The sequence below is a fragment of the Acinetobacter sp. TGL-Y2 genome (assembly GCF_001612555.1).
Taxonomy (GTDB): domain Bacteria; phylum Pseudomonadota; class Gammaproteobacteria; order Pseudomonadales; family Moraxellaceae; genus Acinetobacter.
Genome location: NZ_CP015110.1, coordinates 396077 through 413677 on the forward strand (window position 1 = coordinate 396077; position 17601 = coordinate 413677).

Consider the following 17601-nt stretch of genomic DNA (forward strand, 5'->3'; position numbering starts at 1 on the left):
GCGGAGTTTCGCCATGCTCATAAACAAAAAAGCTGTACCACAAAGCATATAGCAAGGAGTGTGTCTAAAATCCAACATATGTCGGATTTCAGGTGAAAGTATATGATTGGTACAAACTCAGTCAACAGCCGAATCTAAAAAAATGAGCAAACAATTAAACCAGCCCAAGCAAGAGCGGACGCAAAAACGCATGGAGTAAGTGCTCAAAAGCACAGGGGGATTGATGTTAATTACTGATTTATAAAAGATTTATATTTATGAAGTGGCCAATGCTTCGGGTGTGCCGCGTGCCAGTTTTTTCCGACCAAATACGATTTATTGCATCATATTACCTTGCAACATTTGTATGAATTGATAAATCAGCTCAAGACCGTTGGGCTACAAGTAATGGTGTCGAATCCCAATGAATCAGTCACCACGTATGGACGTTTAATCACGGCGGCAATGATTGAAACCACAGCGAAATTTTATAATCAGTCTAAAATTGCAAGCCTGCTGATTTTAAGTGGACCAGTCACACCGCAGTCCTATGTGGAATATCAAATAGAACTGCGTAAAGTCAGCAGCGGTATTCGAAATGCATTAACTGCGATTCAGGTCGATGACTATGTACCCTTAAATCCAGACACTTTAACCATTCTGATTGAGGTGGTGTTTACCTGCATGAAGCACGGTTTTTATACGGAAAACTATATATCAGAAGCGATTTGCCAAGAGGTATATCGAATGGCGATTGCTTACTTAACCGCATTAAAAAATGATTCATTTCAGTTGGATATAAAGAAGGAATAAGCCAGATGAGAGAAGCCATTTTCTTATTTTTAACGGCGTATACACAGACATTAACACCGGGAAAAATTCAGGCTTCAATGCAGTCATGCATGAATAAAGATCAGCTAAATTCAGAACTCAATAAAAGAAGCTTTGCCGTACAGCTAAAAGGAAGGACCAATGAAAGCAGTATTTTTAGACCAACATTCTTTAGATCAGCAGGATTTAGATTTTTCAGCATTAGAGGCTGTATTTGATGAATGGGTCATGTATCCCCAAACAGCTAGCGAGCAAGTGCTTGAGCGGATTCGTGATGCAGATGTGGTGATTAGCAATAAAGTTCTATTAAATGCTCAAGCCTTGAAACAAAACCCTCAGCTGAAATTGATTTTGATCTCAGCCACAGGCACCAACAATGTGGATTTGGTGCAAGCCAAAGCACAGGGCATCGTGGTATGTAATTGTCAGGCGTATGGCACCTCTGCGGTGGCTCAACATACTTTAATGCTGATATTGGCGTTATCCACCTCTGTGATTCAGTACAACCAAGCAGTCAAGCAAGGGCAATGGAATCAATCTTCTCAGTTCTGTTTACTCGATTTCCCGATTGTAGAATTGGCAGGCAAAACCTTGGGCATTGTGGGCTATGGTGAACTGGGCAAGGCAGTTGCAAAACTGGCACAAGCCTTTGGTATGAAGGTGCTGATTGGTGCCTTACCGAACCGTCCTCAGCAGTTGCATCGTATTCCTTTTCAAGACTTGATCGGTCAAGTGGACTATCTGAGCCTGCATTGTCCTTTAACGGAAGATACCCGTGATTTAATTGATGCTGATGTTTTTGATGCAATGAAACCAACGGCATTTTTAATTAACTGCGCGCGTGGGGGGATTGTCAATGAACAGGCATTGGTCGATGCCTTGAAGCAAGGCAAAATTGCAGGGGCAGCTACAGATGTATTGTCGCTTGAACCGCCGAAACAGGGCAATATCTTAATTGATGCCTTGAATAACGATGAGATTCAAAACTTAATCATTACCCCACATAGTGCATGGGGAAGCCGAGATGCACGATAGCGGATTGTCGATCAAATGCTAGAAAACCTCGAAGCGTTTCAACAAGGTACACCTATTCGCCAAGTGAATTGATTTTAAAGTGACTTGATTTAAACCTAAGCGTTTAAAGCATTCATTTTCGAGCACCTAACCTGCTCTTTGTCTGAGAAGGTTAGGGAGAGGTCTATCATCCTTACATTGATTTCAAATGCTACTTAATCCGTTGAACACTTTATTTCATTGTGAATTATCGAGGCAGACCTTCATCCGCATCATCATTGCTGGTGCTACTTTGGCTGTTTTGAGTAGTACTGTTCTGAGTAGTATTCTGTATAGGCAGTGACTGTCTTTGAATTTCAGCTTCAGTCGTTGGACTGTCTTGATTTAAAGCTGGGCTCACAGGGGGAGTCTCTTGTACCACAGCTGTAGGCGCTACGGCAGGCGTAATATATTGCGGTGTAGGTTGTTGAGCGGTGTTAGTTTGCTGAACAGTATTCGCTTGTTGGCTTAAACTGCCACGTTCGATGGGTACATTGTTGGGCGCATTGCTACCTAGAATATTCTCTTTGGTTTTTTTGACTTTTTGCACCGCGACATCAATCCCTTCACGGGTATTGTCACGCATAATCACCGCTTGTTCAGAGGTGTATTCTTTGGTGCCGTTCCAAGTGTTATCGACCGTTGGCTTGATCTTGGCAATCCCGCGCTCAGTGGCAGCACCTACTTTTTCAGCGGTGGATTGTACTTTCTCTTGAGTTTTTACTGCCAGAACTTTGAGTAAATTGGGATTATCACCATAACTTGGTGCTGTTTTTGTGGTGCTATTGGTTTGAGTATCGGCAAAAAGTGGTGTACTGATTAGCAAGGCCGAGCTGAGTAAGGCGATTTTGTTGATATTCATTGTGGCAAGTGTCCCTTTCTCTATGGAGGTTTTGATTGTATTTGCATCATCACCTCATCAAATCTGTTCATAATAGTAATCTGAGCCTCATCGCTGGTGTAGGTTTTTAACCAGAGCTATACATAAATAATATGAGCAAGTGACTGTAATATTTAATGATTTACAATCAAATTTTAAAAGAAATAAAATCAAAATCCTATTTATAAATAGCTGATTTTAATCTGCGCTTAGCTCATCTTCATTCAAAAAAGCCCACCAAAGGTGAGCTTTTCTGTGAGTTTAAATGAGGAGGATGATCTCAAGTGAGCGACGCTCAGCGCAAATTGGATGTTACGCAAAGCTGCTCGTTTCAGGCACAAGGCTTATTGTGTTTTCACATTACCATCAGTGCTTAAGCTTCCTTTGGCACTACCCACCGGTGTATTTACTTCAATATTACTGTTTGAACTTAGACCGGCTTGTTTAGCATCAGGAGTTAAAACGCCTTTGGTCTTCTGCCAACCATTCGCTACAGATTGTTTGGTTTTGTCCTTCGCGGCCACTAATTTTTCCTGAGCATTTTTGCTTTTCTCTTTGGTGGCATCTTTACTTGCTTCGGACTTCTCTGAAAGTTTGTCTTTTACAGCCTGTGTTTTTTCTTTCGCGACTGCATTTTTTTCAGAGGCAAATTCTTTAGTGTCTTGCCATTTCTCTTGAGTAAAGGTCTTGGTGTTGTCTACACCTTTCTCAATCCCATGACCGACTTTATCTGCGGCATTATGTACTCCTTGATTTAAGGAACTAATTACACCTTTATGATTGGTTTGTACTTCAGCCGAAGTAGTGACTTGACCCGAAGCCGATGCACCTGTGGTGGTGGTATTGGCAAAAATAGATGCTGAAGCGAAAAGTGACGTTACAACTAGTGTGGTTTTTATTGCGTTGTTCATAGCGTGTCTCCTGTTTAATTCAACTTGATGGCTCATGCGTTGAAATGGACGATCAAGTTCAGACAGGATGCATCTTAAAGACTAATGCTTAGGAATATCGGATTTGTGATGAAAGCCACACACGCCATCAACGGCTGAGTTACAAAGATGAATGTATTGTGAATATCTCTATTTGAACACGATGCTGCAATTTATTGTTTTTAAATAGCTAATAAAACTGATGCTGTTTTTGAGTTACATGGTGAAGTTTGTGTAAATGCAAAATATTGAGAAATAGCGGTGATGATACGCGCGGATGTGAAGGACTAGAAAGCCCAATTTGGACTTTCTAATGGTGTTTTAGCTTTCATTAATCACATTTGGCAAGGTTCTTTTTAGAGAAATTGTTTTTCAGTGATTTGAAGTTTTTTTGCTTGTCTGGATCATTTACATGGAAGATCACTTGTTTATCTTCTGCTTGCGTGTCTAAGTTGGTGTATGCAGAAATCAGTTGATCGCCTTTAAAAATCCAGTATTCGGTGGCTTTTCCTGTTTGGAAGTTGCCTGTGAACTCGATGACGCAGTTGTCTGATTGTTTGATGAGTCTGGCAAGATTGTGTTTGGTTTCAGGTTGGGCAGAGATGTTTTTGTGTTGTTCTAGAACCATAGGTGTACTTGAGTCTAATAGAAGATTTGAACAGCCTGCTAATAATATTGAGGTTAATGTAGTAAAAAAATATTTATAAATCATATAAATTACTCTAATAATAAGGGTTGATTGATAAATTTTTATGTATCAACCAACCCAAGGCTATTAAGATTTGATAGGTTTTCTATCGAGTTTAGACTTCAGGATCTTACTATTTAATTTAAATTGCAAAGGTGTAAAGATTTTTTCCTGAATCCATATGCTCAAGGGAATCAAAATTATTAAAAATACAATGAGACCTACACTGTCTAAGTTGTTGATATTTTTTGCATTATTTATTAATTCTGTAAAGCTTTTAGAATGTGGCGATGCTAGAACTAACTTATAAAGAATAAAATAAATTGCTAACAGTGGTAGATGAAGCATATAAATTGTCAAAGAGGCCTTACCTAAGCGTTCAACTAGATTGCTTATCTTAATACTATTAATATTAAAGCTTAAAAAATAATAAATTAAAGCAAGTTGGGTAAATAAAAATAAGCCATTGTGTGAAAGTACATAACCAGAATAAGGAGATAATTTTACAAAATAATAAATAGCAAAAAAACCGAATATTGCAAAAATTAAACTTGGAAATTTCAATTTATTTTGATACGGATATTTATTGCAAATACAATAAAAAATTATTCCTGCCAAGAAGTCTGATAATCTTAGTATGGGATTGCGGTGAAGAATACCTAGGCTTTCTGAACTAAAATCAGAGTTCGAAATCATGTATAATGGGTAAAATAAAGAAATCATCCAAATCAAAATTAATAAAATAAATAGATTTTTTTTACTAGATATCCATGAAGCTAAGTAATAGAATGTCACATAAAAGAAAAAAAGAGCTGAGACCGACCAAGCCGCACCATTTAATAAAAGATAGCGATTTTCCCAAGATTGTATAAGTAATAGGCTTTGGATTATATAATTTTTAATGTCGCTTATATGCAATTCTATTTGACCCAATGGAAGTATTGTAGGGACTGTTTGATAGTCTACCTCTATTGGGAATTGCTTATTTGTTAAAATGCTTAGAAATATAAAAGTAAAAACCGCCAAGAGCATTGTGAAAATATGAATTGGGTAAAGTGAATTAAACCTTTTTATTAGAAATTCACGATTTGAAAAATCACCTGCTTTGATCTTTTTTAAATAAACATGAGATAGAATAAAGCCTGATAATATAAAAAAAACAGAAGTGCCATAAAAACCATTTAAACTTAAATTATTTAAAATAGAGTTTTCTAAGTTTACTTGTACGTGATAAAGAACCATTAAAATCGCCATTATAAATCTAAGTAAATCTAGGCCTATAATTTTTTTTGGAAAAGAAACCATTTTCTTGCAACAATCAATAAATTTGATAATTCTGTAGCAATTTAATTATTTTGCAAGAAAAATTGATTGAATTTTACACTAATTGTTGCTTAATTAATCCATTTTTTTTCTATCATGGTTTTATAAATCTGATCGGTTATAAATTGATTAGTTTTATTGTTCAAGTGAATTGAATCGCTTGACAGACTTACTGCTAGATCGCCTTTTACTTGAGCCTCATAATCTGATGTAGTTGGCGTAATTTGTAAGTTTTGCCAAATATTCCTATCGCTTAATAAGTAATTCAAATCAAAAAAATTACTTGAATAATATAATTTTAAATCTTTATTTAGAGCTTGGATATTTGATGATAAATCATCATTTGCATTTACAGCAGTAAAATGACCCACCACAATAGTACGTGATGTGATATTTTTATTTATCCATTCAGCACATTGTTTAGTCTTGTCAAAAACATAATTATAACTATCTTGACCGTGAGAAAGATTCAATAAATTATTTTTACCAAGATTCAGAATAAATATTGAATCTGGTATTAGTTTTTGTAGGCTTTTAATCGGATAGGCTTGATTGATATCAATATACGCTTCCTGCTGAGATTCGAAGTAATAACCTTCTGTGTCAACTCCTATTATACCATCTATGTCTACGATTCTTGCCTCAAAAGGCTTTAAAGAGTTATCAATACCCCAATCTGCTTTAAAATAATTTTTTTCGTTTATTTTAATTTTGTTTTTACTAAATGTTGCGTGTGCTGGAAGTGCACCTATTCTTATACACATCGTATCAATTAACTCACCACCTTTTCCTAAATTTATGGTGTTAAGTTGATATTTTTCAGGCCACATTTTTAATGATGGTGTGAAATATTCAATTGTACTACTTCCCAGAAAGTAAATTGTATTGCTTCTTACTATTGGAATATCTTTTTCAAATGATGATTCTTTATATTCATCTTTGCATCCGGTGATATTTACTATAAATAAAGTGAAAATGGCATAAATAATTTTTTTCATGGATTTTATCTTTTAAAATTAGATATTTATTTTATATTATTCTTGAAATCACAAAAAATTATAAAGTATATTTTTTGTTCCTATAATAATTCTACTTTGATATAAAAAACCCCACTATTACTAGCAGGGTTTTATTTTTATTTCAAATTCTACTTAGTGCTGTAACACCGAAATATCAGCCACTTTCGTAAATAAATCACGAAGCTGTGCAAGCATACGTAAACGGTTTGCTTTCAGTTCAGCATCATCTGCCATCACCATCACACCTTCAAAGAAGGCATCCACTGGCGCACGAAGTGCAGCAAGTGCAGACAACGCAGCAGTATAGTCTTTCGCAGCAAATAACGGCTCAACCACAGGTGTAATTTTCGCAAGTTCAGCAAACAATGCTTTTTCAGCATCTTCAACTAACTTAGATTCGACGATTTCACCCGTAGGCTCAGCTTCTTTTGCAAGAATGTTGGCAACACGCTTGTTGGCGGCAGCAAGGGCAGCCGCTTCAGGCAATGCACGGAAGTGATTCACCGCAGTTACACGCTTGTCAAAATCAAGTGGTGATTTTGGCGACAAAGCTTGAACCGCTTGAATCACATCTACAGCAACGCCTTGGTCTTCGTATTTCGCACGGTAACGACCTTCAAGGAATGCAACTGCATCGTTTAAAGTCTTGTCGTGATCTTTCAATACATCGCCATAAGCAGCGAGTGCAAGTTTGATGAGGTCTTCAATCGACACATCAAGCTCGTTTTCAGTCACTAGACGCAAAATACCAATGGCAGAACGACGAAGTGCAAACGGGTCTTTAGAGCCTGTAGGCGCTTGACCAATACCGAAAATACCTGTGAGTGTGTCTAAACGATCCGAAAGGGCAATGGTTGTACCTGTTTTGGTTTTAGGTAAAACATCACCTGCGAATTTAGGAAGGTACTGCTCACCTAAAGATTCAGCCACTTCATCATTTTCGCCTTCAAGACGTGCGTAGTAAGTCCCTGCGATGCCTTGAAGTTCTGGGAATTCACCCACAAGTTCAGAAGTTAAGTCACATTTCGCAAGAAGCGCCGCTTTTTCAGCATCTTGAGGATTAGCACCTGTAATCGGCGCTAAAGCCACAGCTAATTTTGCAATACGTTCAGACTTGTCCCAAAGCGTACCGAGTTCTGCTTGGAAGACCATGTTTGCTAATTTCTCTTTACGAGAAGCAAGCGGTTGTTTTTGGTCTTGTAAGAAGAAGAATTCAGCGTCCGACAAACGTGGACGAACAACTTTCTCATTGCCTTCAATAATTTGTATAGGGTCTTTCGACTCAATGTTTGACACCGTAATGAAGTACGGTTGAAGTTTATCGTCGCTGTTCACTAAGCAGAAGTACTTTTGGTTGTCCTGCATGGTGGTGATCAGTGCTTCTTGAGGAACTGCTAGGAAGCGTTCTTCAAAACTTGCACGTAACGCAACAGGCCATTCAACCAGTGCTGTAACTTCATCACGTAAATCGCTTGGCACAATTGCAATGGCATTGACTTCATCAGCAAGTGCTTTGACTTGACCATCAATAATTGCTTGACGCTCTTCAAAAGACGCCACAACGTGAGCTGCTTTTAACTTCGCAAGATATTCATCAGCATGCGTTAACGTGATGGCTTCAGGCGCATGGAAACGGTGACCATAGGTCACGTTACCCGCTTTGAGATCTTGAATGGTTGCATCAATTACAGCATTATCTTTAAGCAATAGAACCCATTTTACAGGGCGTACAAATTCAGTACGGCTTACCGCTGAACGCATACGTTTTGCAATTGGAAGATTATCCAAGGCATTTTGCAAAATTTGCGGTAAAAGCGCATCAAGGCTTTGACCTTTGACGTCTTTGAAGTAACACACTTTCTCAACTTTACCCGCTTGGAAAGTCGATACTTGATCTACAGTGATGCCTTGACCACGCATAAAGCCTTCTAAAGCTTTTGTTGGGTTGCCGTCGCTATCAAATGCAGCTTGTTTTGCAGGGCCGTCAAAACGTTTTTGCGTGTCCGCTTGCGCGCCATCAACATTCACGATTTTAAGTGCAAGGCGGCGAGGTGCTGCATACGCTTCGATTGAATCGAAAGCCAAGCCTGCATCCTTTAAGCCTTTTACCGTTTCTACTTGCAGTGCATCACGTAATTTTTTTAAGCTTTTTGGTGGAAGTTCTTCACAACCCAATTCGAACAAAATGGTATGTTTAGACATTATTTGCTCTCCTTGGATTCAACTTTTGCTTCTGCTTCAACCTGAGCTTTTAACTGTGCCAATACTTCGTCACGAAGTGCGGGCTCAGCCATAGGGAAGCCCAATTTCGCACGAGCAGCGACATAACTTTGCGCAATTGAACGTGCCAAAGTACGTACACGTAAAATATAACGCTGACGTTCAGTTACCGAAATCGCACCACGCGCGTCTAACAAGTTAAAGCTATGCGATGCTTTAATCACTTGTTCATATGCAGGAAGTGGAAGTTCAGCTTCAATGAGACGCGTCGCTTCAGCTTCATAGAAGTCGAACAATTCAAACATTTTTTCAACGTTGGCATATTCGAAGTTATAGGTTGATTGTTCCACTTCGTTTTGGTGGAACACATCGCCATAGGTTACTGTACCGAACTGACCTTTGGTCCAAACAAGATCATAAACAGAATCTACACCTTGCAAGTACATTGCAAGGCGCTCTAAACCGTAAGTAATCTCACCTGTAACAGGGTAGCATTCAACACCACCGACTTGCTGGAAGTACGTGAACTGCGTTACTTCCATACCGTTGAGCCACACTTCCCAACCTAAGCCCCAAGCACCGAGTGTTGGAGATTCCCAGTTGTCTTCGACAAAACGAATGTCGTGTACCAATGGGTCAATACCAATCGCTTTAAGCGAGTCAAGGTACAACTGTTGGATGTTGTCTGGGTTTGGCTTAAGCACCACTTGAAATTGGTAGTAGTGTTGTAGACGGTTTGGGTTTTCGCCATAACGACCGTCTTTTGGACGACGTGATGGTTGAACATAAGCCGCGTTCCAAGTTTCAGGGCCTAAAGCACGAAGGAATGTTGCAGTGTGGAATGTCCCTGCACCCATTTCCATATCGTAAGGTTGTAAAATCACGCAACCCTGTTCAGCCCAATAAGTTTGTAAGGCAAGAATTAAGCCTTGAAATGTATCAATATGCGATATGGCGCGACTCATGGTCATCCACTTAAAATGAGATAAAAATTGGCTCTAAGTATAAGGATTTTGCAGGGGAGTGGCAAAGGGTTAAGTAAAGGAATCCTATCGTTTGCTTTTGAGCAACTTAGGGTCTTCTTCAAAAGTATCTTCATACCAACTACAGAATTCTGGGCTTTTAAGTAATGGAGCGATGTATTCGGCTTGAAATACATAATTTTTATGATTTTTTACGACGTCTAGAACTATCGATTCATTTAGAAAATTAGTTAAACCTTTGTAATTATCAAGCTCAATAAAACACTCAACTGAGTACATGATATGTTCAATACTCTCCCAACTATTTCTAAAATTATAGATGGCTTCTTTTAGAAGTATATTTTTTAATTTTTTTTCATTAACTAATTTTGATAATTCTAATTGGCAATAACCCAAAAAATGATGGTTTCCTCCGTAGGATGGGTCTTTTCCCACACCTAATTTATAAATATTAATGGCTTTATTATAGCTGTCTATTTGGCTATTTCGATCAAGTTTATCAATATACTTTGAACCAAAATATGCGCTAGCCCACCAATAAAAAAAATCACCAGACAAAGTTTCTTTTAATATTGGATAGAGTTCTTCACATGTGGAAATTAGTTTTTCTCTTGAGTAGTTTGGGTCATCTGAATAAGAATGAAACTCTTCATTTCCAATGTAGTCTGTGACAATCTCAGCAAGTTTAAATTTATTGATTACTGCATCATTTTTTAAGATGGAAATATAATTTTTAACTTTGGAAAGTAATAAATTACCTTTGGATTTTGAAGTATTGAAGTTGATTTCTTTAGTGTAAAGTTCAAGTTCAGTAAAAGGACGCTCTATAAAATCTAAACTGCAATTCAAAAGTTCTGCAACTTCCATAAAAGTTTCATCAGCATCACACTCATATACTACTTTGGATTCTTCATCATTCTCTAAAAAATGATGACTGTCTTTTTGTAAAACCTGATTATTGTACTCTAGCCAATAGAGCCAATTATTGTATGGACGCAATTCGTTTAAAGCATCCATCAATGGATCATTTTCACCACTATAGCCTGCAACCACCCAAGTTTTATTACATCCAGTTGAGCGCACGATTTGAGTTAGTGTTTCTGTATGTGCTTTCAGTTGATCCGTTGTATTGCGTTGTACAAAACCGACATGCTGACCATTTAAATAAACAATACTGGGATCATGCAAAAGCTCTGCATTTACTTGTCCCATTGCACCTAAATCATAAATTGCAGGGAAAGGGTACATGCCTACCATATAACAAGCATGAATAAGTAAAGGGTCAAAATTAACGGTGAGTATTCGGCTGAAATAACCTTGTTTTAAAAGTTCTGCAATTGCGATATGGGCAAAATTAAGTTTAGCTTTTTCAATTCCTTTTTCTTTTTTCCCTTCAATAAACCATTTAAACAACTCTTTCCTTTTAACATTAGAAAGTTTGGTCATAATGTCATTGTATTGAAGCTGACTTAAATCCTCTTGGGCAAGACGTTGTTCTTCTTCAGTAAAATAATTTGGGAAATTCTCAATCGCGATTTTCATGAGTTTTTGAGCAGGAGGTATACCTGCGGATACAGAAATACCTGCACCCACTAGAAGTATTGCGCCTCCATCTTTCTTGGCATCCTGTAAAGATGCAGCTAGATGTTTTAAAAGGTCATCACGATTCTGATTCATTGATTTTTAATTTAGCTTAGAGTTTATTTTGTTATTATGTCTAAGTTTTTATTTTTAATAAATAAATTTAAAATTTATAAATCGATTTTTTATTCATGGCACTATTTTCTTCTCTTTCAAACTAGAACAACTATACTTTAAGAAGTTTCAAAAATGCTCCTATATCTTTACCCACAACGATAATTTAAAAAATGAGTAAAGCCATGAACCTCTACACGATTGATTGTGTATTGCAGTATAAAATTAACACCACCACCAACATGCTGTTGCAGATCCAGGCCGCCCAGCATCCTGAGCAACAGATTCTCAATGAACAACTTGAGTTTCATCCGGCTGTAAAATGGCATGAGTTTTCCGATGCCACACATCAAAACCGTTACGTTCGCTTCAATGTGGAACCCTGTGATGTATTTGAGATTCGTTATACAGCTACGGTTCAAAAGCAAGCATCTATAGATCCAAGTCAGTTTAAAGAATTAGAGATCGCAGATTTGCCCAATGAGGTATTGCCGTATTTATTGGCCAGTCGCTATTGTGACTCTGAAAAGTTAGTTGGAATGGCAACTCGTACTTTTGACGAGATGCTTAAAGGCTATACACGGATCAAGGCCATTGAACAGTGGATCTATGCGCAAATCCTATATGAGTCAGGCTCATCGGATGGAAACACGGTGGCTTCGGATGTACTGATTCAACGTGCAGGCGTGTGTCGTGACTTTGCGCATTTGGGTATCGCGATCTGCCGTGCATTGGGTATTCCTGCCCGTATGGTGGTGGGTTATGTCGATATTGAAAATTTCAGCCCCGATTTTCATGCCATCTTTGAAGTGTATTTGGAGGGTGGATGGGTACTGTTTGATGCAACACGACTCGCCAATCCACAAGATTTGATACGGATTGCAACAGGGATTGATGCCAGTGATGTGGCTTTTGCGACCTATTATGGCGACATCGAGCTCATCAGCATGCAGCCCTTGATCATTCCTAGCAATGAGAGCGCAGCCTAAGTCGGATGAGATATACCGCTTCATGGTTAAAGCTTTTATAATTTGAACTTCATACAATAACCAGCAGGCACTGCGGTGTTTCATACTCAATTGCATTGGCTCAATATCCTTAAACCCAATTTCAAAGTCTTGTCTTTAAAAGAAAGAATGCTCTGTGGTTTAGGGGCATTGCTGGGGCTTGCGCTTTCCTCCCTCATCAGTTGGTGGATCTTGGGCGATATCAACGCTTGGTATATTGCCCCGATGGGCGCTTCCTCGGTTCTACTGTTTGCTGTACCTGCAAGTCCCTTATCTCAACCGTGGAATGTGGTGATAGGGAATACCATTGCGGCTTTCATTGGCGTGAGCTGTTATCTCTTTATTCCGCATTTAACCGTGGCGTTTAGTGTCGCGGTGGCATTGTCAATATTTCTCATGCTAAGCACCGATTCTTTACACCCGCCGAGTGGCGCGGTGGCGATTACCGCAGTGTTGGGGGGGAGAGAGTGTTCATCAGTTGGGCTATCAATTTTTATTTGCGCCCGTACTCCTTAATTCCATTTTACTGTTGATCGTTGCTATCGCGTTTAACCGTATCTTGGGTAAACAGTATCCCCAAGTCGCACAGCTCAATGAGAGAACAAAAGATCCCACCCCCACTCAAAAGGTGAGCATTCAACCGCAAGATATTCAAGATGTGCTCGAACAACAAACCGAACTCTTAGACATCAGTGAATATGATCTACAAAAACTGATTTTGAAAGCACAAGAAAAAGCTCAAGCACGTATAACAACGCAGTTCATCTGCGCAGATATTATGAGTAAAGACGTCATGAGTCTGAATGAACAAGATGATATTTTGGTGGCTTTAGATAAATTTAAATCGATGAATTTAATGAGTTTGCCTGTCACCAATCAGCAAGAACAGTTGGTGGGCACCTTGGCGCTTTATGAAGTCATGGAATGGTTTAAGCGAGTTTCAGATCTGCGTACTCAGTGGCAACATCAAGTCAAACACATCATGGTACACCAAGTCGTCACGGTAAAGCCCGAACAACCCATTCAAGACTTAATTCCCTATTTTGTTGAGCGCTCATTTAATTATATACCGGTGGTCGAGCAGCAAAAGTTGGTGGGCATGATTAGTCGCGCGGATATGATTGCCGCCTTGAATCAACAACTGATGCAGAGATCTCAAAGTGAGTTTAAATAAGAAAATGACCTTAAGTACGAAATGACGGGGAATCTAAAACAAAAAAAGCTACGACATCTTGGGGGGAGATGACGTAGCAAAAATAAAGCAGAGCAGCGGATGGTTTAATCCTTAAGCTTGCCTTGGTTAATCCTGATTTAAAGTACGAATAGGCCCTGCATAAGGTGAGTGCGGATCAAGGCGTATATTCTTTTTTGGCATGACTAACCACAGCACCAAATAGACTAAAAGCCCTGGAAATGCAGCGCTCATCAGCGATATGATCACGAAAATAATGCGCAGTAAATTCGCATTCCAACCAAAACGTTCAGCAATACCACCCATTACTCCCGCAATCATGTTGTGGCGATTAGAGCGATATAAACCAACATTGGTCATTGAGGTCTCCTTAAAACCTAGAAATATGAATACATCATCAATAACTCATGAGATAACTCAAAATTATTTCAATCAGATATCTTAGATATGCTCAATAAGATATCTCAGATGTATGAATATTTTATGGAGATGAAGGTTGGGTTTTTAAAGCCGCATTCCCCATTAAAATGTAAAATTCTGTAATTGAAAAATGATACGAAGTTCAGTGATCAGCTTAATTTTATTGATATTTTTTGCCATATGAATCGCGTATTGGAGGTTGTAAGGCCTGCTCATAATTGCGCTACAATCTCACTTATCGTTTGCAAATTTATTTCAAAAACTCTTCTTGTGCTTGATTCGATGACGTGTTGATACTTATGAAACGAATACTCTATGTCATTTGCTCCGTCAGTCTGTTCTTGGGCGCTTGTCATAATACAGATTCAATGGTGGACATCGAGTCAGCGCAAAGCTGGATCATGATGATGCACAAGACACTACACTAGGTCCTGCACAGGATACTGGACATAAGCTGACTGATCTGGCGGGTAAGGCTACGATGCCCGTGCACATGGAGGAGCGCAAGACACCTTTGGCATTAAATAAAAATGCTATGCCTTACGTAGGTCGTTATCGGGTTGACATCAGTTGTTCAGATCCGTATGTAGGGTGCGAGCGCGGAACTGCGAATTTCATTCTCAATTTATTGGCAGATGGAACGGCGCATCGAAGCATTGTATATATGGGCAAGATTATGTTTAATTCCTCACATCAATATCATCAAGATCGTTGATCTTATGATGAGATCAATCATCAAATCGTGGTGCAACGACAAAATGGCATTAAATTCTATTATGGGATTCAACCTGACCTGAATTTTAAAATGGACTTAGAAAAAATTGCTCATGCTGATCCATTAAATCAAGCTTTTTACCTCAGCAAGAATATATCCTGAAGAAAAAGCTTAATCCAAATGAAAGCAACTGATGTTAAACAGCCTAAGCATCCATAACATAAGCAGCACAAGGGATTTGATATTATTCTCTGAATGAGCTTTTAAGTGCTCAATGCAGTACCTTAAATTTAGTAGATTAAATGCTGGATCTTAAATGTGAGACAATAAAAAACCCTATCAAAGAATGATAGGGTTTTTTAAGAATTTGGTGGGTCGTCCGCGATTCGAACGCGGGACCAACGGATTAAAAGTCCGCTGCTCTACCAGCTGAGCTAACGACCCATAGGGGTTTCAAAACAAAAGATGGTGGGTCGTCCGCGATTCGAACGCGGGACCAACGGATTAAAAGTCCGCTGCTCTACCAGCTGAGCTAACGACCCATCTCGTTTTGATGTTGCGTATTTTAGCAAGTTATCAGCAGAGCGCAAGCGAAAATTATAAAACTTTGTTACGTTTGGCTAGAAATGACACGATTTACTATTTTATAGTCAAAAAACACTCAAATGGCGGTTAAAAACGATACTTATACTGTTCGATATTCGCATAAATTTCATCATTTAACTCGCAATAGGCTTCTGTATCGGGCAATAAAATCAAAATTCGCTCCGAGGTTTTGCTTAAATCATAGCCTTGTTCTTTTAATTTACTCTTTTGATATTTAAATGTACCTGTGGTTTCGAGCGTTTCTTGTACACGCAAGAAAACAGGCACGGCATAAATGGGCAATTCTTTCTTAAAACGCTGCGCCATTTGGGCTAAATCTTGCTCATTTAGCGTCTCACCTTCTTTTAAAGTGATCGCGGCCATACCGGCACGACCATTGGTATCGGGTATCTCGACCCCATAGACTACAGCTTCGGTGATTTTTTCATAGTCACTACAGATATTTTCAACTTCTGTGGTCGATACATTTTCACCTTTCCAGCGGAAGGTATCGCCTAGGCGGTCTATAAACTGTGCATGACGACAACCAATATCACGCACCAAGTCACCTGTGATGAAATATGAATCTCCACGTGTAAAAACATCTTTCATAATTGAAGATTTATTTTTTTCAGGGTCGGTGTAGCCATCAAAAGGTGAGCGGTTGGTGATTTTCCCTATCAGTAAACCGACTTCGCCTTTTTTAACTTTGATGCAGAAACCCTTTGGATCTCGAATCGGTTGTTCTTTTTCTTTGTCATATTGAACGATGGCATAGGGGATTGGAGAAAAGCCGACCGTATTGTCAAAGTTAAGAACATTGGAAAAACCGACATTACCTTCACTTGACGCATACAGCTCAAGAACTTCTTCGATGCCAAAGCGGTCTTTAAATTTATGCCAAATATTAGGACGCATGCCATTCCCAATCATTTTGGTGACGCGGTGCTGGCGTTCTTGAGGGTTAGATGGGGCGTCCATGAGGTAACGACAGAGCTCACCAACATAGCCAATAGCTGAGGCATTGTACTTTTGCACATCGGACCAAAAAGCAGAGGTCGAATATTTACGTCTAACCGCTAAAGCTGCTGCACCCGCAATGACCCCACACCAGCACACCACCATACCCGTTGCATGATAAAGCGGCAATGTTACGTACATGACATCGTCTTTATTTAAATTGAGCACATGGCCGTAAGTGCCGTAAGCCAGCATCCAGCGGCTGTTGGAGAAGACCACCGCTTTGGGTAAGCCTGTTGTACCTGAGGTGTAAATATAAAATAAACCATCTGCCCCGGTTACCGTTTTGGTCTCATCTAGATTTTCACTTGAGAAAGCTTTGATGTCTTGAGCAAGATTTATATAACCAGAAGGAGCCTCGCCCACATTCTGACGGGTATTCTGATCTGCAAACCAATAAAAGTGCTCATTTGATAGCTTTAAAGCCTCACGAATTTCATCCACCGCGCCGCGGCATTCTTCACCCACAATGACCGCAATCGGTTTGACTAGATTAATACTATGCGTCAGTACTTTTCCTGTTTGGGCTGTGTTGACTAGCGCACTGATCACACCAATTTTAGCCAAACCCAACACGGTAGCAATCAGCTCAGCGCGATTTTCAATAATTACTGCAACGACATCGCCTTTTTTTGCGCCTTTGTCTAGATAAAGATGCGCAATTTGATTGGCCCATTGATTCAGTGCATGGTAGCTATAGCGCTGGTCTTCGAAAAGTAAGGCAATCCCAGTCGGATTACGCTTTAGCGCACGTTCAAAAGCCATTGCTAGGCCCGCAGGGCTACTTGGGGTTCGGATATAAGCTTGTTTAAGTCCAACAGCGATATGTGGAAGTTTTTTTAAAAGGTTCGGTAAACGTGCTGCAACATCTGAAAGTCCAATCAGATCGCTTTTCGGGTCTTGGCTCATATCTCTTCAATTTCCAGTTATTTTAATATCTAAATATGCTTTAACTTTACATTTCAATGTGTTTTTGCTGGCTTTTATTTTGTAGCGCATGTTTTAACGATATTCAAGAGCTGCGCGAATCAAGATAAAACTTTATCGACCATAACAAAAAAA

Annotated in this window: 13 protein-coding genes, 2 tRNA genes and 2 pseudogenes; 5 read left to right on the forward strand and 12 right to left on the reverse strand. The window is 39.1% G+C overall.

The window, feature by feature from the left end; all coding sequences use genetic code 11:
• The first annotated feature begins 387 nt into the window (after nucleotides 1-387).
• Both AMD27_RS18975 and AMD27_RS01830 read left to right on the forward strand, forming a co-directional pair.
• The gene (locus tag AMD27_RS18975) at nucleotides 388-792 is read left to right on the forward strand and encodes a hypothetical protein (protein WP_228140692.1); all 405 of its coding nucleotides are present in this window, start codon (nucleotides 388-390) and stop codon (nucleotides 790-792) included.
• Nucleotides 793-951: 159 nt separating this feature from the next.
• Nucleotides 952-1917 (forward strand): annotated as a pseudogene (locus AMD27_RS01830) (2-hydroxyacid dehydrogenase).
• Between the two features lie 154 nt (nucleotides 1918-2071).
• Here AMD27_RS01830 and AMD27_RS01835 read toward each other — a convergent pair.
• From AMD27_RS01835 to AMD27_RS01870, 8 genes are all read right to left on the reverse strand, one after another.
• Complete coding sequence (locus AMD27_RS01835; protein WP_067655557.1) at nucleotides 2072-2725, reverse strand: hypothetical protein; 654 nt, start codon at nucleotides 2723-2725, stop codon at nucleotides 2072-2074.
• A 362-nt stretch (nucleotides 2726-3087) separates the two neighbouring features.
• Nucleotides 3088-3654, reverse strand: coding sequence for a hypothetical protein (locus tag AMD27_RS01840; protein WP_067655560.1), 567 nt, complete (start codon nucleotides 3652-3654; stop codon nucleotides 3088-3090).
• A gap of 349 nt (nucleotides 3655-4003) precedes the next feature.
• A complete protein-coding gene (locus tag AMD27_RS01845) occupies nucleotides 4004-4384 on the reverse strand; it encodes a hypothetical protein (protein ID WP_067655563.1) in 381 nt (126 codons plus the stop codon).
• Between the two features lie 63 nt (nucleotides 4385-4447).
• Nucleotides 4448-5665 (reverse strand): acyltransferase family protein, encoded by a 1218-nt coding sequence (locus AMD27_RS01850; protein ID WP_067655566.1) that lies wholly within the window; start codon nucleotides 5663-5665, stop codon nucleotides 4448-4450.
• An 89-nt stretch (nucleotides 5666-5754) separates the two neighbouring features.
• Nucleotides 5755-6681, reverse strand: coding sequence for a hypothetical protein (locus AMD27_RS01855; protein ID WP_067655569.1), 927 nt, complete (start codon nucleotides 6679-6681; stop codon nucleotides 5755-5757).
• A gap of 153 nt (nucleotides 6682-6834) precedes the next feature.
• Nucleotides 6835-8904 (reverse strand): glycine--tRNA ligase subunit beta, encoded by a 2070-nt coding sequence (gene glyS, locus AMD27_RS01860; RefSeq protein ID WP_067655572.1) that lies wholly within the window; start codon nucleotides 8902-8904, stop codon nucleotides 6835-6837.
• Nucleotides 8904-9887, reverse strand: coding sequence for a glycine--tRNA ligase subunit alpha (glyQ, locus tag AMD27_RS01865; protein WP_067662677.1), 984 nt, complete (start codon nucleotides 9885-9887; stop codon nucleotides 8904-8906). The genes glyS and glyQ overlap by 1 nt, the downstream gene beginning before the upstream one ends.
• A gap of 84 nt (nucleotides 9888-9971) precedes the next feature.
• Complete coding sequence (locus AMD27_RS01870; protein WP_067655575.1) at nucleotides 9972-11582, reverse strand: hypothetical protein; 1611 nt, start codon at nucleotides 11580-11582, stop codon at nucleotides 9972-9974.
• Between the two features lie 203 nt (nucleotides 11583-11785).
• Between AMD27_RS01870 and AMD27_RS01875 the strand changes: the two genes are divergently transcribed.
• Complete coding sequence (locus AMD27_RS01875; protein WP_067655578.1) at nucleotides 11786-12589, forward strand: transglutaminase-like domain-containing protein; 804 nt, start codon at nucleotides 11786-11788, stop codon at nucleotides 12587-12589.
• A 75-nt stretch (nucleotides 12590-12664) separates the two neighbouring features.
• Nucleotides 12665-13781: pseudogene (locus AMD27_RS01880) on the forward strand (HPP family protein).
• Nucleotides 13782-13907: 126 nt separating this feature from the next.
• On the opposite strand, the gene AMD27_RS01885 reads toward AMD27_RS01880, so the two are convergent.
• Nucleotides 13908-14159, reverse strand: coding sequence for a PspC domain-containing protein (locus AMD27_RS01885; RefSeq protein ID WP_067655581.1), 252 nt, complete (start codon nucleotides 14157-14159; stop codon nucleotides 13908-13910).
• A gap of 553 nt (nucleotides 14160-14712) precedes the next feature.
• On the opposite strand from AMD27_RS01885, the gene AMD27_RS01890 reads away from it, so the two are divergent.
• A complete protein-coding gene (locus tag AMD27_RS01890; RefSeq protein ID WP_067655584.1) occupies nucleotides 14713-14934 on the forward strand; it encodes a hypothetical protein in 222 nt (73 codons plus the stop codon).
• A 368-nt stretch (nucleotides 14935-15302) separates the two neighbouring features.
• Here AMD27_RS01890 and AMD27_RS01895 read toward each other — a convergent pair.
• The 3 genes from AMD27_RS01895 to AMD27_RS01905 all read right to left on the reverse strand — a co-directional run bounded on the left by AMD27_RS01895 (nucleotide 15303) and on the right by AMD27_RS01905 (nucleotide 17448).
• Nucleotides 15303-15378, reverse strand: a tRNA-Lys gene (locus tag AMD27_RS01895).
• Between the two features lie 22 nt (nucleotides 15379-15400).
• Nucleotides 15401-15476: transfer RNA gene (locus tag AMD27_RS01900), tRNA-Lys, on the reverse strand.
• Nucleotides 15477-15606: 130 nt separating this feature from the next.
• The gene (locus AMD27_RS01905; RefSeq protein ID WP_067655587.1) at nucleotides 15607-17448 is read right to left on the reverse strand and encodes a long-chain-acyl-CoA synthetase; all 1842 of its coding nucleotides are present in this window, start codon (nucleotides 17446-17448) and stop codon (nucleotides 15607-15609) included.
• Nucleotides 17449-17601: the final 153 nt, after the last annotated feature.

Bases quoted from the DNA above. Each gene is read 5' to 3' on its own strand.
- AMD27_RS01875 (WP_067655578.1), top strand. From the start codon at position 11,786: ATGAACCTCTACACGATTGATTGTGTATTGCAGTATAAAATTAACACC.
- AMD27_RS01870 (WP_067655575.1), bottom strand. From the start codon at position 11,582: ATGAATCAGAATCGTGATGACCTTTTAAAACATCTAGCTGCATCTTTA.
- AMD27_RS18975 (WP_228140692.1), top strand. From the start codon at position 388: ATGGTGTCGAATCCCAATGAATCAGTCACCACGTATGGACGTTTAATC.
- AMD27_RS01885 (WP_067655581.1), bottom strand. From the start codon at position 14,159: ATGACCAATGTTGGTTTATATCGCTCTAATCGCCACAACATGATTGCG.
- AMD27_RS01835 (WP_067655557.1), bottom strand. From the start codon at position 2,725: ATGAATATCAACAAAATCGCCTTACTCAGCTCGGCCTTGCTAATCAGT.
- glyS (WP_067655572.1), bottom strand. From the start codon at position 8,904: ATGTCTAAACATACCATTTTGTTCGAATTGGGTTGTGAAGAACTTCCA.
- glyQ (WP_067662677.1), bottom strand. From the start codon at position 9,887: ATGAGTCGCGCCATATCGCATATTGATACATTTCAAGGCTTAATTCTT.
- AMD27_RS01850 (WP_067655566.1), bottom strand. From the start codon at position 5,665: ATGGTTTCTTTTCCAAAAAAAATTATAGGCCTAGATTTACTTAGATTT.
- AMD27_RS01845 (WP_067655563.1), bottom strand. From the start codon at position 4,384: ATGATTTATAAATATTTTTTTACTACATTAACCTCAATATTATTAGCA.
- AMD27_RS01840 (WP_067655560.1), bottom strand. From the start codon at position 3,654: ATGAACAACGCAATAAAAACCACACTAGTTGTAACGTCACTTTTCGCT.
- AMD27_RS01855 (WP_067655569.1), bottom strand. From the start codon at position 6,681: ATGAAAAAAATTATTTATGCCATTTTCACTTTATTTATAGTAAATATC.
- AMD27_RS01890 (WP_067655584.1), top strand. From the start codon at position 14,713: ATGGAGGAGCGCAAGACACCTTTGGCATTAAATAAAAATGCTATGCCT.
- AMD27_RS01905 (WP_067655587.1), bottom strand. From the start codon at position 17,448: ATGAGCCAAGACCCGAAAAGCGATCTGATTGGACTTTCAGATGTTGCA.